At 66.3% G+C, this 23,429-nt stretch carries 22 protein-coding genes; 8 read left to right on the top strand and 14 right to left on the bottom strand.

All coding sequences use genetic code 11. From position 1 onward, the window contains the following. Nucleotides 1–46: 46 nt before the first annotated feature. The 5 genes from AC0Z2B_RS17860 to AC0Z2B_RS17880 all read right to left on the bottom strand — a co-directional run bounded on the left by AC0Z2B_RS17860 (nt 47) and on the right by AC0Z2B_RS17880 (nt 5,797). The gene (locus AC0Z2B_RS17860; RefSeq protein WP_476298413.1) at nt 47–613 is read right to left on the bottom strand and encodes a DUF3237 domain-containing protein; all 567 of its coding nucleotides are present in this window, start codon (nt 611–613) and stop codon (nt 47–49) included. Between the two features lie 9 nt (nt 614–622). Further along, nucleotides 623–2,470, bottom strand: coding sequence for a CocE/NonD family hydrolase (locus tag AC0Z2B_RS17865; RefSeq protein WP_476298415.1), 1,848 nt, complete (start codon nt 2,468–2,470; stop codon nt 623–625). Nucleotides 2,471–2,502: 32 nt separating this feature from the next. Then, nucleotides 2,503–3,297 carry a TorF family putative porin gene (locus AC0Z2B_RS17870; RefSeq protein ID WP_416424107.1) on the bottom strand — a complete coding sequence of 265 codons (795 nt, stop codon included), beginning with the start codon at nt 3,295–3,297 and terminating at the stop codon, nt 2,503–2,505. Between the two features lie 144 nt (nt 3,298–3,441). Beyond that, a complete protein-coding gene (locus tag AC0Z2B_RS17875) occupies nt 3,442–4,545 on the bottom strand; it encodes a polyamine ABC transporter substrate-binding protein (protein ID WP_476298417.1) in 1,104 nt (367 codons plus the stop codon). A gap of 25 nt (nt 4,546–4,570) precedes the next feature. After that, nucleotides 4,571–5,797, bottom strand: a complete 1,227-nt coding sequence (locus AC0Z2B_RS17880) for a serine hydrolase domain-containing protein (protein ID WP_476298419.1) — start codon at nt 5,795–5,797, stop codon at nt 4,571–4,573. A 129-nt stretch (nt 5,798–5,926) separates the two neighbouring features. Between AC0Z2B_RS17880 and AC0Z2B_RS17885 the strand changes: the two genes are divergently transcribed. Next, on the top strand, nt 5,927–6,544 hold the full coding sequence (locus AC0Z2B_RS17885) for a TetR/AcrR family transcriptional regulator (protein WP_476298421.1): 618 nt from the start codon (nt 5,927–5,929) through the stop codon (nt 6,542–6,544). A gap of 987 nt (nt 6,545–7,531) precedes the next feature. Here the strand turns inward: AC0Z2B_RS17885 and AC0Z2B_RS17890 are convergent. Beyond that, nucleotides 7,532–8,311 (bottom strand): sugar phosphate isomerase/epimerase family protein, encoded by a 780-nt coding sequence (locus AC0Z2B_RS17890; protein ID WP_476298423.1) that lies wholly within the window; start codon nt 8,309–8,311, stop codon nt 7,532–7,534. A gap of 268 nt (nt 8,312–8,579) precedes the next feature. On the opposite strand from AC0Z2B_RS17890, the gene AC0Z2B_RS17895 reads away from it, so the two are divergent. Beyond that, on the top strand, nt 8,580–9,503 hold the full coding sequence (locus tag AC0Z2B_RS17895; protein WP_476298425.1) for a LysR family transcriptional regulator: 924 nt from the start codon (nt 8,580–8,582) through the stop codon (nt 9,501–9,503). Nucleotides 9,504–9,546: 43 nt separating this feature from the next. Here the strand turns inward: AC0Z2B_RS17895 and AC0Z2B_RS17900 are convergent, their stop codons facing one another. The 7 genes from AC0Z2B_RS17900 to AC0Z2B_RS17930 all read right to left on the bottom strand — a co-directional run bounded on the left by AC0Z2B_RS17900 (nt 9,547) and on the right by AC0Z2B_RS17930 (nt 16,488). Beyond that, a complete protein-coding gene (locus AC0Z2B_RS17900) occupies nt 9,547–9,858 on the bottom strand; it encodes a Dabb family protein (protein WP_476298427.1) in 312 nt (103 codons plus the stop codon). Further along, a complete protein-coding gene (locus AC0Z2B_RS17905) occupies nt 9,851–10,957 on the bottom strand; it encodes a Gfo/Idh/MocA family protein (RefSeq protein WP_476298429.1) in 1,107 nt (368 codons plus the stop codon). Before AC0Z2B_RS17905 ends, AC0Z2B_RS17900 begins: the two co-directional genes overlap by 8 nt. A gap of 24 nt (nt 10,958–10,981) precedes the next feature. Then, the gene (gene iolG, locus AC0Z2B_RS17910; RefSeq protein WP_476298431.1) at nt 10,982–11,977 is read right to left on the bottom strand and encodes an inositol 2-dehydrogenase; all 996 of its coding nucleotides are present in this window, start codon (nt 11,975–11,977) and stop codon (nt 10,982–10,984) included. Nucleotides 11,978–12,029: 52 nt separating this feature from the next. Beyond that, nucleotides 12,030–12,896 carry a sugar phosphate isomerase/epimerase family protein gene (locus AC0Z2B_RS17915; RefSeq protein ID WP_476298433.1) on the bottom strand — a complete coding sequence of 289 codons (867 nt, stop codon included), beginning with the start codon at nt 12,894–12,896 and terminating at the stop codon, nt 12,030–12,032. A gap of 41 nt (nt 12,897–12,937) precedes the next feature. Continuing rightward, nucleotides 12,938–13,834, bottom strand: coding sequence for an intradiol ring-cleavage dioxygenase (locus AC0Z2B_RS17920; RefSeq protein WP_476298435.1), 897 nt, complete (start codon nt 13,832–13,834; stop codon nt 12,938–12,940). 45 nt (nt 13,835–13,879) lie between these two features. After that, nucleotides 13,880–15,355, bottom strand: coding sequence for a sugar porter family MFS transporter (locus tag AC0Z2B_RS17925; protein WP_476298555.1), 1,476 nt, complete (start codon nt 15,353–15,355; stop codon nt 13,880–13,882). A gap of 218 nt (nt 15,356–15,573) precedes the next feature. Continuing rightward, nucleotides 15,574–16,488 carry a LysR family transcriptional regulator gene (locus AC0Z2B_RS17930; protein WP_476298437.1) on the bottom strand — a complete coding sequence of 305 codons (915 nt, stop codon included), beginning with the start codon at nt 16,486–16,488 and terminating at the stop codon, nt 15,574–15,576. 112 nt (nt 16,489–16,600) lie between these two features. Here AC0Z2B_RS17930 and AC0Z2B_RS17935 point away from each other — a divergent pair, with 112 nt between their 5' ends. Continuing rightward, the gene (locus tag AC0Z2B_RS17935; RefSeq protein WP_476298439.1) at nt 16,601–17,404 is read left to right on the top strand and encodes a dioxygenase family protein; all 804 of its coding nucleotides are present in this window, start codon (nt 16,601–16,603) and stop codon (nt 17,402–17,404) included. A 34-nt stretch (nt 17,405–17,438) separates the two neighbouring features. Further along, complete coding sequence (locus tag AC0Z2B_RS17940; protein ID WP_476298441.1) at nt 17,439–18,503, top strand: maleylacetate reductase; 1,065 nt, start codon at nt 17,439–17,441, stop codon at nt 18,501–18,503. On the opposite strand, the gene AC0Z2B_RS17945 is transcribed toward AC0Z2B_RS17940, so the two are convergent. After that, complete coding sequence (locus AC0Z2B_RS17945; RefSeq protein WP_476298443.1) at nt 18,504–19,535, bottom strand: LacI family DNA-binding transcriptional regulator; 1,032 nt, start codon at nt 19,533–19,535, stop codon at nt 18,504–18,506. 118 nt (nt 19,536–19,653) lie between these two features. Between AC0Z2B_RS17945 and AC0Z2B_RS17950 the strand changes: the two genes are divergently transcribed. The 4 genes from AC0Z2B_RS17950 to AC0Z2B_RS17965 all read left to right on the top strand — a co-directional run bounded on the left by AC0Z2B_RS17950 (nt 19,654) and on the right by AC0Z2B_RS17965 (nt 23,427). Then, entirely contained in the window at nt 19,654–20,499 is an 846-nt protein-coding gene (locus AC0Z2B_RS17950; protein WP_476298445.1) for an SDR family oxidoreductase, read from the top strand. Continuing rightward, complete coding sequence (locus AC0Z2B_RS17955; protein ID WP_476298447.1) at nt 20,499–21,650, top strand: phytanoyl-CoA dioxygenase family protein; 1,152 nt, start codon at nt 20,499–20,501, stop codon at nt 21,648–21,650. Before AC0Z2B_RS17950 ends, AC0Z2B_RS17955 begins: the two co-directional genes overlap by 1 nt. Nucleotides 21,651–21,687: 37 nt before the next feature. Next, on the top strand, nt 21,688–22,611 hold the full coding sequence (locus AC0Z2B_RS17960; protein WP_473006556.1) for a substrate-binding domain-containing protein: 924 nt from the start codon (nt 21,688–21,690) through the stop codon (nt 22,609–22,611). A gap of 66 nt (nt 22,612–22,677) precedes the next feature. After that, a complete protein-coding gene (locus tag AC0Z2B_RS17965) occupies nt 22,678–23,427 on the top strand; it encodes a substrate-binding periplasmic protein (RefSeq protein WP_416424083.1) in 750 nt (249 codons plus the stop codon). Nucleotides 23,428–23,429: the final 2 nt, after the last annotated feature.

The raw sequence follows: 23,429 nt of genomic DNA on the forward strand, positions 1-23,429 counted from the left end.
CGCTGCTACAGGGGTGTAGCAGCGGCCGCAGGCCGCGTCCGGGGCGTTACTGGCCCCCCACGCGGTACACGCTGATCAGCACCTCATGCTCGCTGATGCCATCGATGGTACCGGTGAAGATGTAGTCGTTCAGCCACGCATGGGCCCCCGGCGCGGTCTTGAACGACGGCACGGTGCGGCAGTAGAAGTCGCTTTCCTGCATATCCTTGATCGCAAGGCCCTTGGCCTTTTTCGCCAGCCCCGACTCGTTGAGGCGCCAGATGCCGGCGTTGTTGATGATGATCACCTGGCCGTCGTCGGTCTTGAGCCGGTACAGGGCGTTGATGTGGGTGACGCCGTCGTCGCGGGTCACCGACATGTCGGCGCCGCCCGGCACCACGGTGCCCTTCATGCCCTTGCCCGCGAAGGTGCCGCCGATGATCGGGTAGTTGATGCGCGCGCCATCCGGGCCCTTGCCCATGTCTTCCTGCGGGCCGAGCTGGACGTCGATCTGCATCACCAGCTCGTGGGTCAGGCGGTCGGGAATACGTTCCTTGAGTTCGGCGGCCATGGACGGCGCAGCCAGGGCAGCCGCGAAGGCGATGCCGGTCAGGGTCTTGAAAGTAGTGAGCATGGTGTTTCCTCAGTTCAAAGGGTCGGGACGGCAAGGTTGTTTGAGCAGCGCGCCACAGGCCGGCCGGGCCGCTGGCACCGCTACCCCGGTGAGTTCACCCAGCACCAGGCGCGAGGGGTGCGCGGCGTCGTGCAGCACGCTGTTGCGGCTGGGAATGGAGAAGTAATCGAAGCCATAGCCGCCGGTGCCGGACGGCGTGTCCACCCACAGGCGCAGGCGCGAGCCCTTGCGGAACGGGTGCGAGAACGGCGGTATTTCCACCCGGCCCAGGGCGGGCACGTTGGGCAGCATCGGCTGGATGCCGTCCGGGTCGTCCAGCAACCAGGGGCGCAGCGCCGTGGAGCGCGCCTCGTCCAGCTTGCGCAGGGACATGCGCAGCCAGCCGCGCTGCACGAACACCTCCTGGCCGTCGGGCCGCACTTCGGTGACGGTCACCTGCAGGTCGGTGTCCGGCGCCAGGAAGGTGGTCAGCCACAGGTCGGCGCTGGCGGTACCGTAGGTCAGCAGGTCACGCTGCAACGGCGCGCTGGTATAGGCCAGGCTGCCCTGTTTCCACACCGGGTGCTGCGCGCCCCAGGCGTTGTCGTTGAGGTAGGTGTTCACCTCCGGGCCGGGGATGGGGTAGTTGTAGCTGTCTGGCGCACCGCCGCCCTGCCCGTGCTCCACCAGGCTGCCGTGTTCGCCCAGGGCGAAGGTCACCGGCTGCACCGCCAGGGGGAAATGATCGCGCTCGATGGTCCAGCCGGGGCGCGCGGTTTCATTGGGTTCATGGCGGCCGCCGTCGCGCTGGTCGGCCACGGTTTCCTGCCACACCTCCACGCGCGGGCTGTGCTCGAAGCCGTTGGCCTTGCCTTTGACGAAGTGGTCGAGGAAGGCGATCAGCTTCTGCCGGAAGCGCTCCGACTCATACAGGTTGTGGCCGCCGCTGGATTCCACCAGCCACAGCTGGTTGGGGTCCAGGCGCTCCTGGTAATAGCCCTCGCGGGCCAGCACGGCCTCGTCCTGCCAGCTGTGCATGGACAGCACCGGCACCTTGATGCGCGCGGCCTGCTCGCGCGGGCTGCGCTGGTTGGCCCAGGCGTCGCGCAGCGGGTGGCGCAGCAGGTTGTACATCAATGAAGTGCTGACCACCTTGGCCTGGTTCTGGGTGACCTGGGCCAGGCAGCGCTCATCGTTTTCCGCCTTGGCGCTGGCCTTCACCGCGTCCCAGCGCATGTCCACGAACCAGTGCCACGAGGTGGTGAACGCCTGGTTCGGCACCCCGCCCGGCGCCCAGCTGTCGCTGCGCGCGTCGCCGATCACCATGCCCGGGGCGATGGCCTTCAGGTGCGGTGGCTGCGCGGCGGCAGTCATCAACTGCGACATGCCCGACCACGACCAGCCGAACATGCCGATGTCGCCGTTGGACCAGGGCTGCGCGGCGGCGAACTCCACCGCGTCGCGGCCGTCCAGGCCATAGGCCGGGCCCAGGAAATCGAAGGTGCCCTGGCTGCAGCCGGTGCCACGGGCCTGCACGCCCATCACCGCATAGCCCTGCTCCACCAGTTGCTTGTCGGTGGCCACCGAAAAGGTTTCGTTGTCGTGCAGGTACGCCGGGCCGCCGATGCTGCCCGAGTCATAACCGCTGTAGCGCACCACCACCGGGAAGCGCCCCTCGCCCTTGGGCAGCAGCACCGAATAGCGCAGCTGGGTGCCGTCGGCGGCGGCCAGGTAGCCGGTCACGCGCTTGCCCCAGAACGGCTGCCAGCTGCGCGCTGGCCCCTCCTGGGCCCCGGGTTCGGCGGCCTGCACGGCCACGCTTGCCAGCAGCGACAGGGCCAGCGCACAAGTGATGTGATTGAATTTTTTCGCGAACATGGAAGGCCTCGACCTGCACAGTGAAAGACGCCTCAAAAGGATTTGGTCACGGACGCGACCACCGTGGCCGAACAGTCGCCGGCGCTGCCGAACGCCGAATAACATTCGGCCTTGGACAGGTCGGTATCGATGTAGGCCGCCTTCCACAGCAGGCCCAGGAACGGCTTGCTCAGCGACACGCCCCAGTCGCGGTAGGTGCTGCGGAACGAGCCGTCGCCGGCCTGGTAGGCCTGGTCATCGTGGGTGTCGGTGTAGCCGTAGCGCAGGTTGAGCAGGGTCTGGTACGGCAGCGGCACGTTGTATTCCACCCAGGTGATGAAGCGGTCGTTGTCGCGCGGCTTGATCACCACGCCATAGGGCGCCAGCTGCGCGGCCAGGGCCTGGCGTGCCGGCGGGTTCTGCAGGTTGCTGGAATACTTGAAGCCCAGCGTGGCGCCGTAGACGCCGAACGTGCCGATCCATTCGTTGAAGTTCACCCAGCTGTCCTTGGGGTAGTCGTAGGCCACGTAGGCCAGGGAAAAGCGTGTGTTCTGGCTCAGGGGCCGGGCAATGCCGGCGTAGTAGTCGAACTCCCGGCGCGTGGCCGTGCCGAAATCGACGTTGGTGGTGAACACCCCGGCGAACAGCCCGCTGGGCTTGTGCACCAGGGTGGCCGCGGTCAACAGCGCCGGGTTGCCCTGGGTCAGCGAGAAACCGCCCACCCGGTAGTCACTGGCGGCGGTGGCGTCGACGTTGAGCATCACCTCCGGGGTCAGGTCAAAGGCCTGGCTTGGCAACGTGCAGCTCGCACTGGCGAGCCCCACGGCCACGAATACCCACTTGTTCATGTACTTCTGCTCCGTTGTTTTGTTTGAAATGGCAGAAAAGTTCAAGCGACAGCTGTTTTGTTTTTGGTGTGTGAATGTTGCGGGTGCAGCGGTGCCCGGGCCGTGCTCAGGGAGCCGGCCGTGTGGGTTAGCGGGTGAACGGGGTCAGACGTCCGAGCGGATGCGGTTCCACAAGCGCGTGATCAGGCGCTGCACCTTCAGCGACGGCGGCTCTATCTGGAACAGCAGCCCGCGGTCCTTGTCCGGCACGAACAGGTTTTCCTCGGCGCGCAACGCCGGGTCTATCAGCGGCGTGCTGGCCGGGTTGGGGTTGGGGTAGCCGATCTCGTTGCTGACGCGGGCGATCACCGCCGGCTGCAGCAGGAAGTCCATGAAGGCATGGGCCTGCACCAGATTCTTCGCGCCCTTGGGAATGACCATGTCGTCGGACCACATCAGCGTGCCCTGGCGTGGCAACGCCAGGCCGATGTCATTGCCGTTGTGCGCGGCCTTGGCCATGTTGCGCGCCGCCAGCATGCCGCCCGACCAGCCCAGGGCCACGCAGATATCGCCATTGGCCAAATCCTGCGGGTACTTGGCCGAGTTGAAGTAGCGCACGTACGGGCGTATCGCCTGCAACAGCGCGGTGGCCTTGTCGTAGTCGGCAGGGTTGCTGCTGCTGGGGTTCAGGCCCAGGTAATTCAGGGCGATGGGGAACACCTCGCTGGGGCTGTCGAGGATGGCCACCCCGCACTGGCTGAGCTTGGCGATGTTCTCGGGCTTGAACAGCAGGTCGTAGTCGCGCATGTCCACGCCCTTGCCCAGCACCGCCTCGACCTTGGCCTTGTTGTAGCCCAGCAGCGTACTGCCCCACAGGTACGGCACGGCGAAGCGGTTGCCCGGGTCCAGGCCTTCACGTTGGTGCATCAGCACAGGGTCCAGTTGCTGCCAGTTCGGCAGTTGCTGGCGGGTCAGCGGCAGCACCGCCCCGGAGTTGATCAGCGTCGGCAGCTGGCTGCTGCTGGGGAACGCCACGTCGTAGCCGGAGTTGCCGGTCAGCAGCCGCGCTTCCAGGGTTTGCGGGCTGTCGAAGATGTCGTAGATCACCTCGATGCCGGTGCGCTGCCTGAAGTCTTCAAGCACGTCCTTGGGCAGGTACTCGATCCAGTTGTAGATGTGCAGCTGGCCGCCGATGGGTTCGGCCCGGGCGCCCAGCCCCGCCACCGCGCACAACAGCCCGGCCAGGCTTGCAGATAACAAGCGTTTCATCGAAAGACTCCAGCAAAGGTCAGGGTTACAGCGCGGTTGCCAGCGCCCGGATCAGGCGCAGGGTGTCGACGTCCAGCACGCTCTCGGCCACCGGCAGCGAGGACTGCTTGACGATGACCACCTGGCGGCTGAAATCCACGTAAAGGTACTGGCCATGAATGCCCACCGCCAGCAGCGCCTCGCCGGGGTACACGTACCACTGGCTGCGGTAGGTGGCGCCGGGGCTCCACTGGGCGAACGCCGGGTTGGCGGCGTACACCGCCGGGTCGCCGCCGGCCAGCACGTTGTCGATCACCTGGCGCGGCAGCAAGCCCTGGCCGCCGGCCAGCAGCATGGCGCCGAAGCGGGCCATGTCGCGCAGGGTGGCGTTGAAGCCTGCGCCGGCGACGTTGCGGCCCCAGGGGTCGGCGATGAAGAAGCCGTCGCGGTCACAGCCCAGGCCCTGCCACACCGTGCTCAACTGCCGGGCGCAGCTGACGCCGCTGGCGCGCTCCATCACCCAGGCCAGGGCCTCGGTGGTGGCGGTGACGTAGTGGAAGAAGCCGCCGTGCTCGCCGTTCTTGCGGGTGGCGGGCAGGTATTCGTACAGCGATTGGTAAGCTGCCTGCACGTCGGCGGGTGGCAGCGTCAGGCCGCAGGCGTAGCCGAACTGCGAGCTGCCCGAGCGGGGGTCGTCGTAGACCTCGTCGTAATCGATGGCCACCGCCATGTCCAGCAGCTGCCGCACCGTGGCGTCGCCGAAGGCGCTGCCGGCCAGCTCCGGCACGTAGGCCGTGGCCAACGCCTGCTCCACCAGCACGCCCTGGCGCACCAGGTCCTGGGCCAGCAGGCCGATCAGCGACTTGGTCACCGAAAACATGATGTGCCGCTTCATGGGCGCGTGGCCGTTGAAATAGCGCTCCTGCACCACCGCCCCCGCTTTCATCACCAGCCAGCCGTCAGTGCAACTGGCCAACAGGTGCTCCTGCAGGCCCACGCTGGCCCCCGAGGCGCTGTGGAACTGAAAGTTTTCAAGCCGTGGTTCGCCCTGGGGCAGCGGCTGCGCCGGCGCCTGGCCACGGGGAACGCTGATGCTGGGGCGAATACGGCCCAGGTTCAGGAACGCCCAGCGGTTGTACGGCGGCTGCATGAAGTTGTGCCAGGTAACGCGCGCCGCTGGCTGCGGCGGGAAGCCCTGCATCAACGCCGGGTGCGGCTCGGCGTCGGTGGCAGCGTAGGCGCTGCGCAAGGCCTGGTGAAAATCGGTGGTCATGAACGCTTCCCTCTGTCGTGATAGGAATAGTTTTATTGCGATAAAACGTTTTAGTCAAATAAAACATTTGCCTCGACTAATCCTTCGATTAGAATCAAGCACTTAAACCTTCGGGGTGCGGGAGACGGCATGAGCGGATTGCGGGAAAGGCAGAAGCAGCAGCGGCGAGAGGCCATTCTCGAGGCGGCGCTGGGCTTGTTCGACGACCAGGGGTTCGCCGCCACCACGGTGGAGCAGATAGCCGAGCGCACCGGGGTGTCGATCCCCACGGTGTTCAACTACTTCGGCAGCAAGCAGGACATTCTGCTGGCAGTGGTGGAACAGGCCGACCTGCGCGCCGTCAACGATGCGCAGCTATCGATGCCGGCGTTCGATAACGCCGTGGACGCCATGTGCCACCTGGAAGCGCTGATCGTGCAGCACGAATTGCAGGTGCTGCCGCCCAGCATCTGGCGCGAGCTGCTGCCGCTGGGGCTGGTGGGGCCCAAGCCTGCGACCGTGCTGCCGCTCAACGCGCGGCTGGTGGAAGAGATAGCGCGGCTGCTGCGCGACCTGCAGGCGCGCAAGTTGTTGAACCAGGCCATCGACGTGGATTTCGTGGCGTACTTCCTCAACGACTACAGCTCGATGCAGTTCATGCGCCTGGTGCAGGAAGACCCACCGGACTTCACCGCGCACCAGGCGCGGGTGCGGCAGATGACGCAGATGCTGTTCGACGGCTTGGCGCCGCGGCCCGCTACCGCGTAGCAGCTGCCGAAGGCTGCGTCCGGATAACCGCGGTGCCTTCGGACGCGGCCTGCGGCCGCTGCTACAGGGGCCTTGCGTAGCAGCTGCCGCAGGCTGCGTCCGTATAACCGCGGCGCCTTCGGACGCGGCCTGCGGCCGCTGCTACAGGGACCTTGCGTAGCAGCTGCCGCAGGCTGCGTCTGGACAATCCCGGCGCCTTTGGACGCGGCCTGCGGCCGCTGCTACAGGGAGCAGCTGCCGCAGGCTGCGTCTGGATAACCGCGGTGCCTGTGGCCGCTGCTACAGGGACCTTGCGTAGCAGCTGCCGCAGGCTGCGTCTGGACAACCGCAGTGCCTTCGGACGCGGCCTGCGGCCGCTGCTACAGGGAGCAGCTGCCGCAGGCTGCGTCTGGACAACCGCGGCGCCTTCGGACGCGGCCTGCGGCCGCTGCTACACGTGCTTATCAACACTGCTGCTGAACAACCTGCCATTCACCGCTCTCACCCCAGATTCTATTCCTTCTTCTAGACACAAGCTGCCGCAGGCTGCGTCTGGATAACCGCGGTGCCTTTGGACGCGGCCTGTGGCCGCTGCTACAGGGACCTTGCGTAGCAGCTGCCGCAGGCTGCGTCTGGATAACCGCGGCGCCTTCGGACGCGGGCCTGCGGCCGCTGCTACAGGGAGCAGCTGCCGCAGGCTGCGTCTGGACAACCGCGGTGCCTTTGGACGCGGCCTGCGGCCGCTGCTACAGGGGCCTTGCGTAGCAGCTGCCGCAGGCTGCGTCCGGATAACCGCGGTGCCTTTGGACGCGGCCTGCGGCCGCTGCTACAGGGGCCCTGCGATATATGCGGTTGGGTGATGCTGCCAGCCCCATACGTTCACACCACGTAATCCACCTGGTGCCGGGCAATGCGGCAGTCGCCCAGGGCGCGTTTTACCCGCAGGTGCTCGGGGTGACCCAGGGCCCCGGACGCTGCCTGACGGCAGCTGCTACAACACAGTTGCTGCTACGAGGCTGTTTGCCATTTTTGGCGCAGGAAGGTGGCGCTTTCGCGCAAGGCCTGCACAGGGTCGGCGCCATTGGGCAGGCTGCATTCGCTGCTCAGCAGGCCCTGGTAGCCGCCCGCTTGCAGGTGCCGGAAGAAGCTGTCGTAGTCGTATTGGCCAGTGCCGGGGTTGAGGCGGCCGGTGTCGGCCAGGTGCACGTGGCTCAGCCAGCCCGGGTAGGCGCCGACCTCGGCCAACGGCTCGTGCTCCTGGTCCATGTGGTAGAAGTCGGCCAGGCCGCGTACTTCGTTGCGGTTCACGCGCCGCGCCAATTGCACGCCCTCGCCCACGCTGTTGATGAGGTTCGATTCGCTACGGTTCAGCGGCTCTATCACCAGCGTGGTAGGGCCGCCTTGCAGCAGGTCGGCGCACCAGCCCAGGGTGTGGGCGAACTGGTCTTCGGCCTGGGCGCGGCTCCAGCCGGGTGGAATGTCGCGGGTCCAGCCGCTGCCCAGCACCACGATGCGCGTGCCGGCCAGGGCCAGCAGCTGCACCACGCGGTCAAAGTAGCGGCGGTTGCGTGGCTCGTCGCGCTGCGGGCCGACTATCCTGAAGTCCCGCGGAAACAGGTAGCTGGAGGCCAGCGCCGGCAGGGGCAGGTCGCGGATGCGCTGTTTGGCCTCGGCGAAGGCGGCGTCATCTTCAAGGTTCAACGGCACCAGTTGCACCTCGATGTAGTCCAGGCCGGCGGCGGCCATGTCGGGGGCTTTGTCGAGGGTGCCACACCATCCGAATTTCATCTGTGCGTCCTTGTAGCGGGTCAATGTCGTGTGCGGCGAATGGTGAAACCCGCCTGGCGGGCGGTCAAATCGCGGCTCTCCAATCAGCCCACGACACGCTGCCCACAGGCGCGTTCGAACAGCGCTAAAATTCGTCATTTACCATACAGATCAATAGGTTGCATTTATTCCATTGTGGACTTTCTGTTAATTCCACCCCCAATGCCCATTTCCCACAAGTGCGCTGCGTTATGATGACCGCCCTCACCCGCCGACAAGGACCTTCTCGGTGTTAAACGACGTCCCCCTGCGCGACCTGCAGCTGTTCTGCCTGGTGGTGCGCCACGCCAGTTTCCTCGGTGCTGCCCAGGCCAGCGGCGTCACCCAGGCGTCGGTGAGCAAGCGCATCAAGCAGCTGGAGACGGCGTTGGGGGTCAAACTGCTGCACCGCACCACCCGCAAGGTGAAAATCTCGGAAGCCGGCACCACCGTGTACCAGTACGCCCAGGCGCTGCTGGAACAGGCCCGCGCACTGGAAGAACAACTGGCCGGCGCGCGGGCCGAACCCACGGGGGCGCTGCGGGTCAGTTCCAGCCAACGCCTGGGCCGGCGACATATCGCGCCGCTCATCGACGCGCTGCAACAGGCCCACCCGGGGTTGCAGGTGTGGCTGGAACTGATGGACCGGCGGGTGGATCTGATCGAGGAAGGCTTCGACATCGACATCCGCGTTGGCGAGGTGGAAGAACCAGGGCTGATCCCCCATCACATCGCCAGCACCCCGCGCATCCTGTGCGCCAGCCCCGCCTACCTGGAGCGACATGGCCGACCGCGCACGCCCACAGATCTCGCCAACCACGACTGCATGGTGTTCCGCGACCGCGACGAGCCGTTCGGCACGTGGAAGCTCAAGGGGCCCGACCGCTGGGAGACGGTCAACGTGACGGGCAGCCTTGCGTCCAACGACAGCGAGGTGGCGTTGCGCTGGTGCCTCGCCGGCCGCGGCATCGTGATGATGGCGGACTGGAACGTGCAGCAGCAACTGGGCGACGGCCGCCTGGTGCGGGTGCTGTCGAAATGGAGCCAGCCGGCGGATGTGTGGGCAGTAACCGTGGCCCGCACCGACCAGTCGGCCAAGGTGCGGGTGTGTATTGATTACTTGCGCCGTGAGTTGCGTGAGGGGCCGTATGCGTTGAACCAGGCACAGGCGTGATGACCAGGACGCGGCCTTGCGGCCGCTGCTACGGGGTTTTCGCTTACACCACGTAATCCACCTGGTGCCGGGCAATGCGGCAATCGCCCAGGGCGCGTTTTACCCGCAGGTGCTCGGGGTGGGTGGCGTAGGCCGCCAGGGCCTGGGCCGAGGCGAACTCGCTGTACAGCACCACGTCGCAGGCGTAGTCGATACGACTGAAGTCCACCCCCACTTCGATCTTCAGCAGCCCCGGAATCAAGCCCGCCAGGCCCTCGAACTGCTCCTTGAGGAACTGGCAGGCCTGGCGGTGGCGCGCCGGGGTGTCGGCGGCCAGGTTCCACATGACGATGTGCTTGACGGTGCGCTCAGCCATGGCCTTCAGCCTGCGCCAGCAGCACTTCCTGGCCGTTGGCATCCGCCGAGGTAAACAGTGCCTCGAGGATGACGTTGATGTCATGGGCCTGGGTGGCCGGCACGTTGGATGGCGCGCCGGTGTACACCGAGTGCATGAAGGCCGCGGCTTCGCGGTCGAAATACACCGGGTTGCCGATCTCGGCGATTTCCGGTGAATAGACCGTCTTGCGCACCGCCCAGATCTCCGGGAAGCTGTTTTCGTTCCAGTGGGTCCAGCCCTTCTGGTGGCCGTTCTTGCCGTCGTGGTACAGCTTGTACGAGGCCGGCATGGGCGTGGAATGCATCACGCCGTGGGTGCCGTAGGCGGTGATGTCCCAGCTTTCGGTCCAGGGCATCGGGTCCCAGGACATGAAGTCGATGGTCACCAGCTTGTCGTCATAGTTGAGCACCGCGCCCACGGCATCTTCGCGGGCTGAATCGCTCATCTGCCCGGCGAACTTGGTGATGCGCGCGTTCACTGATTTCGGCTTGCCGAAGTGCAGCAGGATGCGGTCGATGGTGTGGCAGCCGATCACGTAGAACGCGCCGCCACGGTCGCCCGGCTGCTTCATGTGGTTGGTGTCGGCCTCGTCGTGGGAGCAGCCGGCGTGGGCGCGTACCTGCAGCACCTTGCCGATCTCGCCGCTCTGCAGCACCTGCTGCATCTTTTCCACCGACGGCGCGTAGCGCCAGCAGTAGCCCACCTGGAACAGACCGCCGGTGCGTTCGACGGCTTCGACGATACGCTGGGTGTCCTGGGTGCCGCGGCCGGCGGGTTTTTCGCACAGCACTGCCTTGCCGGCTTCCAGGGCCTCGATGGCCCACTCGGCCATCAGGTAGCTCTTGGGGTGCACCAGCACGATGTGCACGTTGGGGTCGGCGAGGATCGCTTCCTTGCTGCGCGGCTGCACGTCCAGCGCGTCGCAGAACGGCTGCAGCAGCGGCGTGTCGTCGTAGGCGCCGTGGAACTGCACGTTGGCCAGGCGCTTGAACGCCTTGACGCGGCCCGAGGTGTGCGGGTGGGTGATGCCCAGGCAAGCGACGCCGATGGGGGTGCCGCGCTCACGTTGATAGGTCATGGTCATACTCCTTTTATCCGCGGCTTAAAGCTTGACCGTGCGGCCGCTGGCCACCGATTCCACGCAGGCGTCGGCCAGCTTCAGGGCTTTCAGGCCATCCTGCACGGTGGTGGGCAGCGGCTTCTTGTGCACCAGGGCGTCGATGTAGGCTTCCAGCTCCGCCTTGTAGGCCTGCTGGTAGCGTTCCAGGAAGAAGTTCAGCAGCGGCTCGCGGGCGTCGGTGACGTCCTGGCTCCAGCGGCGGATGGTGGTGGGCCGCAGGTTGTCCATCTGCAGCATGCCCTTGGCGCCGAACACCTCGATGCGCTGGTCGTAGCCGTACACCGCGTTGCGGCAGTTGTTGATGTGGCACTGCTTGCCCGAGGCGGTTTGCATCTGCACCATGGCGGTGTCGTAGTCGTCGTACTTTGCCATCATGGCCGGGTCGATCAGGCGGCTGCCGATGGCGTTGACTTCCACCGGTTCCTCGCCCAGCAGCCAGCGGCCGATGTCCAGGTCGTGAATGGTCATGTCGCGGAAGATGCCACCTGAATGCTGGATGTAGTCTTCGGGGGCCAGGCCAGGGTCGCGACTGGTGATGACTACTTGGCGCACTTCGCCGATGTCGCCTGCGTCGATGGCAGCGCGCATTTCGGCGAAGGTGCTTTCAAAACGACGGTTGAAGGCCAGCATCACGCGGCCGTTCAGGCGCTCCACTTCTTCCACCGCGGCCAGGCTCTTGGCCATGTCCAGGTCGATGGGCTTTTCGCACAACACCGCCTTGCCTTGGCGCACGGCGCGCAGCATCAGGTTGATGTGGGTGTGTGTGGGCGTGCCAATGACGATGGCGTCGACGTCGGCGCGGTCGATGGCCGCCTCGCAATCGGTCATGGCTTCGGCCCCCAGTTCATCGGCCAGCCGCGAGGCGGCCTCGGCGAAGGGGTCGGCCACCACCACCAGTCTGGCCAGTTTGCTCGCGGCCACGTTGGCGGCGTGGATCTTGCCGATACGGCCTGCGCCCAATACTGCGATACCTACCATGTTGTTTCTCCTGAATACGCTGTTGTTGGTTGTTGTCGCGAATCGTATGGGGTTAGAACTTGATGTTTTCAAACTGCGCCATGGTGGTCTCGAAGGCCCGCTTGGCCGCGACTTCCAGGGGCAGCTTGCGCAGCTCGGCGCTGATCAGCTCCACGCCCCACGGGCCGCGGTAGCCGACGTCGGCCACTTGCTGAATGAACTCCGGCACGTCCAACTGCCCTTCCCCACACAGCTTGCGGTGGTGGGTGGAGTCGTTGAAGAACGACTCGACCACCGCATGGTTGGCGTCGTCCAGCTCGATGGACTTGATCAGCTCCAGCGGGATCTTGCTGATTTCGTCGAAGCTCATGCCGCCACGGGCCACGTGCCAGGTGTCCACCAGCAGGCCGCCGTTGGGGCGCACGCCTTCGGTGACGGCGATGGCGCGGTCGATGGTGTTGACGCTGGAGAACGGCAGGAACTCGATCACCACGTTGGTGCCGTAAGGCGCCGCGGCATCACAGAGGATGGCGAAGGCATCACGCATGCGCGCCACGTCGGGGGGGCCTTCCTCGAACAGCCCGCCGGCCACTTTCAGGCTGCGCGCGCCCAGCTCGCCGGCGATTTCCAGCAGCTCGTCGCGAATCACGTGGGAGGCCGCCAGCACGTCACCTTCCAGGTGCCAGTCGGTCAGGAATTCGACTTCCACGTGCTTGATGCCGTTGTCCCTGAGGATGTTGCGCACGGTGGAGATGCCCAGCTTGGCGACGTTGTGCACAAGGTCCGCGTGCACCAGGCCCATGCCGCGCCAGCCGGCCTTGGCCGCCGCCTCGGCACGCGCCTGCAGGGAAAACGGGCTGATCTCGCTGGGCGCGCCGGGGTAGGTATCGCCGGCCAGGGTCCAGTAGGCTGCAAGCAGTTCAACGTTTTTGTCGGGCATGTCGATCACTTTTGATTGTCGTTGAAGATCGGGCTGGTAGGTCAGGCAGGCGTCAGGACGAAGTCCCAGTTCACCGCCAGGTAAGGCACTTGCAGGTCGTAGCGCTGGGCCGTGGCCGCGTCGCGCTGCGTGGTGAATTCGGCGATCAGCTCCTTCTTCACGCCGAACACCGTGTCCTCGTGCAGGTATGGGCAGTTGGGGGTGAAGATGTGGGTGATGACCTGGTCGTAGCCGGGCGCGGTGACGATGAAGTGCAGGTGCGCGGCGCGGTTGGGGTGGCGCCCCAGTTGGCCCAGCAGCTTGCCCACCGGGCCGTCGGCCGGAATCGGGTAATGCCGTGGCTTCACCGTGCGGAAGGCGTAGTAGCCGTCGGCGTCGGTGGTGAACAGGCCGCGCAGGTTGTACTCGGGCTGCACGCCCTTCTGCTGCACGTCGTAGAAGCCGTCGTCGTTGGTCTGCCAGATGTCCAGGGTGGCGCCGACGATGGGGTTGCCCGCGGTGTCCAGCACCCGGCCGCTGACCAGGGTGGGCTCGCCCTTGCCGTCCAGGCAGATGTTGGCGCCGTTCGCATAGCGCGGCGCGTCGGCCACGTAGAACGGGCCGAGGATGGTGTTGGGGGTGGCGCCACTGGGGCGGCGGTGGTTGATGGCGTCCACCAGCATGGTCACGCCCAGCACGTCAGACAGCAGAATGTATTCCTGGCGCCAGTCGGTGCACATGTGGCCGGTGGTGGTGAGGAATTCGATGGCCTTGAACCACTCTTCGTGGGTGGGCTCGATTTCCTTGATGGCCGCGTGCAGGTGGCGGGTGATGACTGACATGACCTCGCGCAGGCGCGGGTCGGCTTCGGCGGTGATGCGCGCGTTGACGATCTCGGCCGAACGCTCTTCCTCGAAGAGCCCGCCTACGGGCGTGTCGGTGTTCAGGTGCGCAGTCATGGCTTGATGTCCTTGATCATTATTGTGGGTGGCCGGCGTACGGTGTCAGCAGGCATTGGCGTTGGCGCCGGCGCGGCGCCAGGTGCGGCCGCCCAGGCGCTGCTGCATGAATTGCTCGATCTGCTCCAGGGTCATGCCCTTTGTTTCAGGCAACCACAAGGTGCAGAACACGATGGAGCCGATGTTGATCACGGCGAACAGGAAGAAGGTCATGCCGCCCATCACGCTGAGCATCAGCGGGAAGGCGAAGGCGACGATGGCGTTGAAAATCCAGAAGATGCCGACGCTGATGCCGTTCATCAAACCGCGCACGTGGGTGGGGAACAGTTCGGACATCAGCAGCCAGTACACCGGGCCGATGCACATCTGCATGAAGAACAGGAACATCAGCACGCCGCCCAGCGCCAGGTAGCTTTGCAGCAGCGAGTGGGGCATGAAGTTCATCACCACGCCGAGGAAGACCTGCGCCAGCACCACCACGGTCAGGCCCAGCAGCAGGATCGTGCGCCGGCCCAGGCGGTTGATCAACCACATGCCGATCAGCGTCGCCACCACCGCCACCAGGCCGTTGCCGATGGTGGCGATCAGGGCAGCGTGGGTGCCCATGCCGGTTTCCTTGAGGATCATGGGGGTGTAGTACATGAAGGCGTTGACGCCGGTGAACTGGATGATGAAGCCCAGGGCGATGCCGATGCCCAGCAGCTTGAGCAGCCAGGGCTCGGCGAGCTTGGCCAGGCTGCCGCCATGGCGGCGCTCGACGTCGCACTGGGCGATGATTTCCTTCAACTCACGGTCCACTTCGCGGTGGGTGTCGCGAATGCCCAGCAAGGTGGCCTTGGCCTCGTCGATGCGGCCCTTGCTGACCAGCCAGCGCGGCGACGACGGCACGAAATGCATGCCCACGTACAGCAGCGCCGCCGGAATCAGCGCGATGGCCAGCATGTAGCGCCACACCTGGGGGCTGTCGAACAAGTGCACCAGGCCGGCGCTGGCGATGTAGGCCAGGCATTGGCCGGAGACGATCATCAGTTCGCTCTGGCACACCAGCCGGCCGCGGTGCTTGGGCGCCGCCAGCTCGGCGATCAGCACCGGCACCGCCGACGAGGCGCCGCCTACGGCGATGCCCAGCACGAAGCGGGTGGCGACCATGCTCCACAGGGTCGGCGACAGCGCGGTGCCCAGGGCGCCCAGGGCAAACAGCACGGCCAGGGCCTTGAGCACGCCCAGGCGGCCATAACGGTCGGAGAGTTGCCCGGCGAACAACGCGCCGAAAGCGCCGCCGAAAATCAGTGCCGAGGCCACCAGGCCTTCAGACACGGGCGTCAGGCCCAGGCCGCCCTGGGCGGGTTCCAGGGCCATGAAGGGCAATGCGCCGGAGATGACCCCGGTGTCGTAACCGAACCCCAGCGAGCCCATGGTGGTGATGGCGGCGATGCGCCAGAGGATTTTCGCGGACGCGCCGGTAGCGGCTTGAGTGCGGGGCATGAGGTCAACCTTTATTGAAGTTATGTGTTCGCTCAGTGGGGTCGAGACTACCGGGGTTGAAGTGGAAGAAAAATGCCGCAACGGCAATTGTGTTTTCCGCTGGGTGGAAGACTGAGGTACCGCGTATTCCCAGCAACACCGCGGCGCGGCCGGACGCCGCCTGGCGGCAGCTGCTACGGGCTACCCCGCCCGCCGCCCCCCCGTAGCAGCGGCCGCAGGCCGCGTCCACGAGCGCCGCACATTTCCAGCCAGCCTCAACGCGTCCAATGACGCTCATATTCGTGCGTGTTGAAATCAGCCAGCAGAAACTCGATGAACACCCGCAACTTCGCCGGCATGTAACGCCGGCTCTGGAACGCCATGTTGATGGTCAGCCGTGGCAAATCCCAATCGTCCAGCACCGGTATCAAGCGCCCCGCCACAAGGTCGGCGTTGATGATGTACCTGGGCTGCACCAGGATGCCGCCGCCGGCCAGGGCGGCAGCGCGCACTATCTGGCCGTCGTTGGTTTCCAGGATCGGCTCGGCCTTGAACGCCGCCTCTTCCTTGCCCCGGGTAAAGCGCAGGGTGCGCGGCTGGTTGGCGTGGCTGTAGATCAGCAGGTCGTGGTCGGCCAGGTCCTCGATGCAGCTGGGCATGCCCTTGCGCTGCAGGTAGCCGGGCGACGCCGCCAGCACCCGGCGGGTCTCGGCCAGGCGGCGGATGGTGATGTTGGAGTCCGGCTCGTATTCCTTGGTGCGGATGGCCAGGTCGATCTCGCTGTCGATGATGTCGAAGTAGCGGTTCTCGCCCAGCAGCTTCACGGTGATGTGCGGGTACAGCGTGCGGAAAGCCGGAATCAGCGGCGCGATGTGCAGCATGCAGAAGGAAATCGACGAGGTGATGGTCAGCGTGCCCACCGGCTGCACCAGCGATTCGCTCAGCGACGCCTCGGCTTCCTTCAGTTCGCCCAGCAGGCTTTTGCAGCGGGTGTAGAACTGGTGGCCGGAATTGGTCAGCGCCAGGCGCCGGGTGTTGCGGTCGATCAGCCGGGTGTTCAGGCGCTGCTCCAGGGCCACCAGGTGGCGGCTGGCGGCAGCGTTGGACAGGCCGAGTATTTCTGCCGCCTTGCTCAGGGTGCCCACTTCGGCGGTCAGTACGAACAGTTCAAGCTCGGTCAGGCGGTCCACTGTGTGCGTCCTTTTTATTTTTTCACAGGTGAAATAAAGAATTCCGATAACGGCCTTTTTTTACATCCTGCGGAACTATAACGTGCGGCGCAACAGGTGAAGGAAGGTGACCATGCGCGATCTGGACGAAACAACCATTACCCAGGCGGTGCTCGCCGCCAACCGTGGCACCCCTGACGCGCGGCTGTGCGCGGTGATGACCAGCCTGGTGCAGCACCTGCACGCCTTCGCCCGCGACATCCAGCTGACCGAGGCCGAATGGCGCCAGGGCATCGCCCTGCTCGGCCAGGCGGCGCCAGCCGACGACGAACTCGCGCTGCTCTCCAGCGTGCTGGGGCTGTCGACCCTGGTGCTAGCCCAGCACGAGCGCAAGCCTGCGGCCTGCACCCCGGCCACTGCATTCGTCACCGCCCCCGGCCCGAACGCGGTGCTGCACGACCTGGGCGCCGACATCACCCCGCACCTGGGGGGCCCCAAGGGCTACGTGCAAGGGGTGGTGCGCGACCACGGCGGCGCTGCCGTGCCCAACGCCCGCTTGCACCTGCAGGTGGCCGGGGTCGAAGCCCTGCTGCAGGCCGACGGGCACGGCCGCTACCACTTCAGCACCTCGTTGCCCGGCAGCCAGCCGGTGCGCCACGAAGGCCCGGCGCACCAGCTGCTGGCCGCGCTCAACCGCCACGCCTGGCGCCCGGCGCACCTGGCCCTGGGCGTGAGCGCCGCCGGCTGCCAGGCACTGGCCACGCACCTGTACCGCGAAGGCGACCCCTACCTGGCCACGGACCCGCTGTTTGCCGTGCGCCCTGCCCTGACCATTCCCTGGCACTGCCAGCCGCCGGGCCCCACGCCCGATGGCGGCCACAGCGACGAGGTGTTCTACACCCTGGCGTTCGATGTGGTCCTGGCCCGGCTTGCCTGACGCTTTTGCGCTTTCACTCAAGGAGACCTGCCCCATGTCCACGCCCCCATTCGTCTATAACGGCCAGCCGTCACGCGTCATCTTCGGCCAGGGCTCGCTGCAACAACTGGAGGCGGAGATCGAGCGCCTGGGCGCCAAGCGCGCGCTGGTGTTGTGTACCCCCGAGCAGCGCCCCCAGGCCGAGCTCATTGCCCAACTGCTGGGCGAGCGCGCCGCCGACATTTTCGCCAAGGCCGTGATGCACGTGCCCATCGAGACCGCCCGCGAAGCCCGCGAAGTGGCCAGGCGCCTGGGCGCGGACTGCGCCGTGGCCATTGGCGGTGGCTCAACCACCGGCCTGGGCAAGGCCATTGCCATGGATTCCGGCCTGCCGATTCTGGCCATTCCCACCACCTACGCCGGCTCGGAGATGACCCCGGTGTTCGGCCTCACCGAAAACGGCCTGAAGCGCACCGGCAAAGACCCGCGCGTGCTGCCGAAAACCGTGATCTACGACCCTGAACTGACCGTCAGCCTGCCAGTGGAGATGTCCATCACCAGCGGCATGAACGCCATCGCCCACGCCGCCGAAGGGCTGTACGCCCAGGACGGCAACCCGGTGATGTCGCTGATGGCCGAGGAAGGCATTCGCGCCCTGGCCGCAGGTTTGAAAAGCATCCACCGCGACCCCGCCGACCTCGCCGCCCGTGGCGACTGCCTGTACGGCGCCTGGCTGTGCGGCACGGTGCTGGGCAACGTCGGCATGGCCCTGCACCACAAGCTGTGCCACACCCTGGGCGGCAGCTTCAACCTGCCCCACGCGCAAACCCACACCATCGTCTTGCCCCACGCCATCGCCTACAACCAGTCGGCGGCGCCGGCGCTGTCGCGCATCAGCCGCGCGCTGGGCGTGGACAGCAGCCCGGCGCAGGCACTGTTCGACCTGTCCAGCTCGCTGGGCGCGCCTACCCGCCTCAAGGACCTGGGCCTGACCGAGGCCGACCTGGACCGCGCCACCGACATCGCCCTCTCCAACCCCTACTGGAACCCGCGCGCCATCGAGGCCACGGCCATTCGCCAGCTGCTGCAGGACGCCTACGACGGCGTGCGCCCGCAGTAATCAGTACGGCAGGTTGAACGGGGTGACGATCTGCACCTGCGACGGTGCGATCGGCCCCGTTTTCCACACCCGGTGGTACTGCAGGATGTGCAGGAACAGGTTGCGTGCATCTACCTGCAGGTTGTGGTCGATGACCGCGGCCATCTGCTGGTGTTCCAGCAGCTGGCGGTTTTCCTCGTCCAGGTCGTGGCCGATGAACACCTCCAGCGGCCGCCCGCACGCGGCGAAGGCGTCGACGATGGCGCGGTTGCCGCCGCCCACGCTGTACACCGCGCGCAAGCCGGGGTGCTGGGCGAGCGCCGCGGTAACCCGCTCGCGGGTGCGCTCGTACACCCCATAGCCGCCGCTGATATCAACCACCTGCACGTGCGGGGCGTGGGCGCGCAGCCACATGCGCAGGCCCATCTCGCGCTCCTCCTCGCCGCGGAACAAGGCGCTGCCGATGACCACCGCCACCTGCTGCGCCTGGGGCGCCAGCCAGCGCGACAGCAGGTAGGCGGCGGTCTGCCCGGCGGTGCGGTTGTCCATGCCCACGTAGCCGATGCGCTCGCTGTGCGGCAGGTCGGTGACAAGCGTCACCACCGGGATGCCGGCCGCGTTCAGTTGCTTCACCGCCTGGTTCACCGCCGGCTCGTCGGCGGCCTTCAGCACCACGCCCTGGCTGCCGGTGTGCAGGCAGCGCAGCAACTGGTCGTGCATGGCCTGGGGCTCGATTTCCTCGAACAGGTGAAAGCGCGGGGCGATGCGGAACGGCGCCAGGCTGCCCAACTGCTGGGTAATGGCCGCCTGCACGGCGGCGCTGAAGCGCCTGGGCGTGTGCATGACCACGTCGACATGGAAGGTGCGGCCCACGGCCAGGCCGTTCTGCTCCTGGGCCTCCAGTTCGCCCAGGGCCTGCTCGATGCGCCGCTGGGTCTGGTAATGCACGCTGCCGCGCTGGTGCAGCACGCGGTCGACGGTGGCCTTGCTGACCCCGGCCTGGGTCGAGAGCTGCTTGATGGAGAAGTGCCTGGCGCGTTCGAGAAGGGTCATGGGCGTGAGGTTTTTCTGAGGTCTTTTTGGGGTTTGACGAGGTCAGCGCAATGCTAGTCTCAGTTTCGCCAGGCGTCGAGCCAGGGCAGCACAACAACAAAAAACCAGGAGAATTCCCATGGCAGCAGCTGACCTCAACCGCCCCTTCCACGGCCAGTATTTCGTCGTCACCGGCAGCACTCAGGGCCTGGGCGCGGCCGTGGCGCACACCCTCGCCCAGCGTGGCGCCGCCGGCCTGATCATCTGCGGCCGCCGCCAGGCCGAGGGCCAGGCCCAGGTGCAGGCACTGGCCCGGCTCGATTGCCAGGCGCACTTCGTGCAGGCCGACCTCGAACGCGTGGAAGACTGCCGCGCCATCATCCAGGCCGCGCGCACCCACTTCGGCACCCTGCACGGGCTGGTCAACTGCGCGGGCATGTCCGACCGCGGCACCATCCTCGACACGTCGCCCGAGCTGTTCGACCGGTTGTTCGCGGTGAACGTGCGCGCGCCGTTCTTCCTCATGCAGGAGGCCATCAAGCTGATGATCGGCCAGGGCGTGGCGGGCGCCATCGTCAACATCCAGAGCATCGTCGGCCACGGCGGCCCGGCCTACCTGTGCCCCTATTCCACCTCCAAGGGCGCGCTGGCGGTGCTGAGCAAGAACGTCGCCTTCAGCGCCCTGCGCAACCGCATCCGCGTCAACGGCCTGAACATTGGCTGGATGGACACGCCCCACGAGGACGAGATCCAGCGCCGCTACCACGGCGCCCAGGACGGCTGGCTGGAACGGGCCGAGCAAGGGCTGCCGTTTGGCCGCCTGCTCAAGCCTGAAGAAGTAGCGCGCAGCGTGGCCTACCTGCTGTCCGCCGAGTCGGGAATGATGACCGGCACCGTGCTCGACCTTGAGCAAGGCGTGGTCGGCTGCGGCGACGACACCGCGCCGCGTCCCAGCGGCCCGTTGACCTTGCCGGAGGGCGCCTGATGAACAGCCCATCGGTATTCGTGAGCAGCGACGCCGTGCAGCTGCAGGACTTCAGCCGCCTGTGCGAGCAGCAGGCGCTGCCCCGGCACTACCCGCTCTGCTCGGAGGTGCAGGCCAACGTGCCCATCTACCAGGCACACACCCTGCGCGACGCCGAGCGCGGCGCGGTGCTCGACGAGCTGCACCGGCTGTTCAGCCAGGGCCCCGGGGTGATGGTGGTGCGCCAGGCCTACACCGACCTGGCAGTGGTGGACCGCCACAGCGAGTTGTTCGACGCCATCTTCGCCCAGGAAGCGGCCCAGGGCGTGGCAGCCGACCATTTCGCCAAGGCCGGCAGCAACGGGCGCATCTGGAACGCTTTGCAGAAGGCCGCGCTGCACTCGCCGGCCTCGTTCATCGAGTACTACGCCAACCCGCTGCTGGGGCTGATCGCCGAGGCCTGGCTGGGCCCGGACTTCCAGGTCACCGCCCAGGTCAACGTGGTGCACCCCGGCGGTCAGGCGCAGCAGCCACACCGCGACTACCACCTGGGCTTCCAGGTGCCGGAAGTGGTGGAGCGTTTCCCGTTGCCGTTGCACGTGCTGTCCCAGTACCTGACCCTGCAGGGCGCCATCGCCCATTCGGACATGCCGCTGGACACCGGGCCGACCCTGCTGCTGCCGTTTTCCCAGCAGTACCCGCTGGGCTACCTGGCCTGGCGCCGCCCGGAGTTCATCGAGTACTTCCAGGCCCACGCGGTGCAGCTGCCGCTGAACAAGGGCGACCTGCTGTTCTTCAACCCGGCGCTGTTCCATGCGGCCGGTACAAACCGCACCGCCGACCGCCAGCGCATGGCCAACCTGCTGCAGATTTCCTCGGCGTTCGGCAAGCCCATGGAGGCCCTGGACCGCGAACGCATGATGCTGGCGCTGTACCCCTGCCTGCTCGAACAAGTGCGCGACCAGGTGCTGAGCGCCGAGCAGGTGGCGGCGGTGGTGGCCTGCACTGCGGACGGCTATTCGTTCCCCACCAACCTCGACACCGACCCGCCCCTGCACGGCCTGGCTCCGCAGACCGGGCAACAGCTGATGCTGGCGGCGCTGGCCGAAGGCTGCAGCGTGGCCACTTTTACCGAGCGCGTGCAGCAGTTGCGCGACAAACGCCGGGCCTGAACATCCTTCCAACAATAACGATAAAGCGGATCTACCCATGAAAAAACAAATGCTCGCCGTGCTGTTCAGCGCCCTACTGTCCCCCCTGGCCATGGCCGATGTGCGCATCGGCATCAGCATCGCCCAGGTCGACGATGTATTCCTGGCGCAGATGCGCGACTACATGGCCGCCCACGGCAAACAGCTGCAGGGCGTGACCTTGCAGTTCGAAGACGCCCAGGGCGACGTGGTGCGCCAGCTCAACCAGGTGCTGAGCTTCACCGCCCAGGGCATGGACGCCATCATCGTCAACCCGGTGGACACCGCCGCCACCGCGAAAATCACCGAAGACGCGCAAAAGGCCCACATCCCGCTGGTGTACGTCAACCGCCGCCCGGAAACCCCGCAGTTGCCAGTGGGCGTGGGCTACGTGGGCTCGGACGAAGTGAAGGCCGGGGAAATGCAGATGCGCTACCTGGCCGACAAGATGGGTGGCAAGGGTAACCTGGCGATCATGCTCGGGCTGCTGTCCAACGACGCCACCCACAACCGCACCCGCGGGGTGAAAAGCGTGCTCAAGGACTACCCCAATATTCACGTGGTGGAAGAGCAGACCGCCGACTGGCAGCGCAGCAAGGCCATGGACCTGATGAACAACTGGATCGTCTCGGGCAAGCAGATCGACGCCGTGGCCGCCAACGCCGACGAGATGGCCATTGGCGCCGCCATGGCCATCCGCCAGGCCGGCCTGCAGCCGGGCAAGGACATCCTGGTGGGCGGCAGCGACGGCGGCCCTGCGGGCCTCGAGGCGATCAAGAAGGACGACCTGAGCGTGACCGTGTACCAGGACAACAAGGGCCAGGCTTATGGCTCCATCGACCTGGCGCTGAAGATGGTGCGCAAGGAACCCTACCAGGCGGAGCTGACCATCCCCTACCAGCTGATTACCAAGGCCAACTACCAGCAGTTTGTGAACCCCTAGCGGTGACCGGGGCGCCTCGGTCTATACTGGGGCTGCTTCCCCCGTACAGCCGACCGGGCAGGACACGTGAAATCGACGACACTCATCACCGCGTTGCTCTGTCTGTTGCTGGGCCCACTTGGCAAGGTCGCCGCCGCCGAGCCTTACCGGGTGGTCACCGAAGAGTGGGCCCCGTACAACTACCTGGAAAACAATCAGCTCACCGGCATGACCACCGACGTGGTCCGGGCGATCATGGCGCTGACCGGGGATGACTTCCAGGTGCAGCTACTGCCCAGCATGCGCAGCACCCATGCCCTGCAGACCCGCCCCCGGACCATCATGTTTTCGCTGTTCCGCACTGCCGCGCGCGAGCCGCTGTACAAATGGGTCGGGCCTATCGTCGAAGAGTCGATCTACCCCTACCAGCTGGCCAGCGCGCCCCAGCAACTCGACTCCCGCGAGCAGCTGCTGCACGCCCCGCAGATCACCACCCGGCAGGCCGGGCTGGTGCCTGAACAGCTGGAGGCGCAGGGTTTCGGCAACCTCGACAAGAGCGCCGCCAGTAACCTGCAGCTGTACCGCATGCTGCTGGCCGGCCGTACTGGCATCATCATCGGCGACACCGCGGCGGGCGTCGCCTACTACAGCCAGGTGCTGCACATTGCCCCGGGCACCTTGCGGCAGATTCCCGTGGAGCTGTATCGCTCATCACTCTACATCGCTTTCAGCCAGGACTCCGATGACAGGCTGGTGGCGGCGTGGGGCCGCGCCCTGGAACAGTTGCGTCAGTCGGGCGAGCTGGCGCGCATCCAGCGCCGTTACATCGAGCGCTGAGC

The sequence above is a fragment of the Pseudomonas sp. GYB4201 genome, from assembly GCF_056312595.1.

Coding starts and splice junctions, on each gene's coding strand:
- AC0Z2B_RS17935 (WP_476298439.1), top strand. CDS start 16,601: ATGCGCGATCTGGACGAAACAACCATTACCCAGGCGGTGCTCGCCGCC.
- AC0Z2B_RS17870 (WP_416424107.1), bottom strand. CDS start 3,297: ATGAACAAGTGGGTATTCGTGGCCGTGGGGCTCGCCAGTGCGAGCTGC.
- AC0Z2B_RS17905 (WP_476298429.1), bottom strand. CDS start 10,957: ATGACCTATCAACGTGAGCGCGGCACCCCCATCGGCGTCGCTTGCCTG.
- AC0Z2B_RS17885 (WP_476298421.1), top strand. CDS start 5,927: ATGAGCGGATTGCGGGAAAGGCAGAAGCAGCAGCGGCGAGAGGCCATT.
- AC0Z2B_RS17880 (WP_476298419.1), bottom strand. CDS start 5,797: ATGACCACCGATTTTCACCAGGCCTTGCGCAGCGCCTACGCTGCCACC.
- iolG (WP_476298431.1), bottom strand. CDS start 11,977: ATGGTAGGTATCGCAGTATTGGGCGCAGGCCGTATCGGCAAGATCCAC.
- AC0Z2B_RS17945 (WP_476298443.1), bottom strand. CDS start 19,535: ATGACCCTTCTCGAACGCGCCAGGCACTTCTCCATCAAGCAGCTCTCG.
- AC0Z2B_RS17950 (WP_476298445.1), top strand. CDS start 19,654: ATGGCAGCAGCTGACCTCAACCGCCCCTTCCACGGCCAGTATTTCGTC.
- AC0Z2B_RS17865 (WP_476298415.1), bottom strand. CDS start 2,470: ATGTTCGCGAAAAAATTCAATCACATCACTTGTGCGCTGGCCCTGTCG.
- AC0Z2B_RS17890 (WP_476298423.1), bottom strand. CDS start 8,311: ATGAAATTCGGATGGTGTGGCACCCTCGACAAAGCCCCCGACATGGCC.
- AC0Z2B_RS17860 (WP_476298413.1), bottom strand. CDS start 613: ATGCTCACTACTTTCAAGACCCTGACCGGCATCGCCTTCGCGGCTGCC.
- AC0Z2B_RS17940 (WP_476298441.1), top strand. CDS start 17,439: ATGTCCACGCCCCCATTCGTCTATAACGGCCAGCCGTCACGCGTCATC.
- AC0Z2B_RS17915 (WP_476298433.1), bottom strand. CDS start 12,896: ATGCCCGACAAAAACGTTGAACTGCTTGCAGCCTACTGGACCCTGGCC.
- AC0Z2B_RS17955 (WP_476298447.1), top strand. CDS start 20,499: ATGAACAGCCCATCGGTATTCGTGAGCAGCGACGCCGTGCAGCTGCAG.
- AC0Z2B_RS17900 (WP_476298427.1), bottom strand. CDS start 9,858: ATGGCTGAGCGCACCGTCAAGCACATCGTCATGTGGAACCTGGCCGCC.
- AC0Z2B_RS17920 (WP_476298435.1), bottom strand. CDS start 13,834: ATGACTGCGCACCTGAACACCGACACGCCCGTAGGCGGGCTCTTCGAG.
- AC0Z2B_RS17875 (WP_476298417.1), bottom strand. CDS start 4,545: ATGAAACGCTTGTTATCTGCAAGCCTGGCCGGGCTGTTGTGCGCGGTG.
- AC0Z2B_RS17960 (WP_473006556.1), top strand. CDS start 21,688: ATGAAAAAACAAATGCTCGCCGTGCTGTTCAGCGCCCTACTGTCCCCC.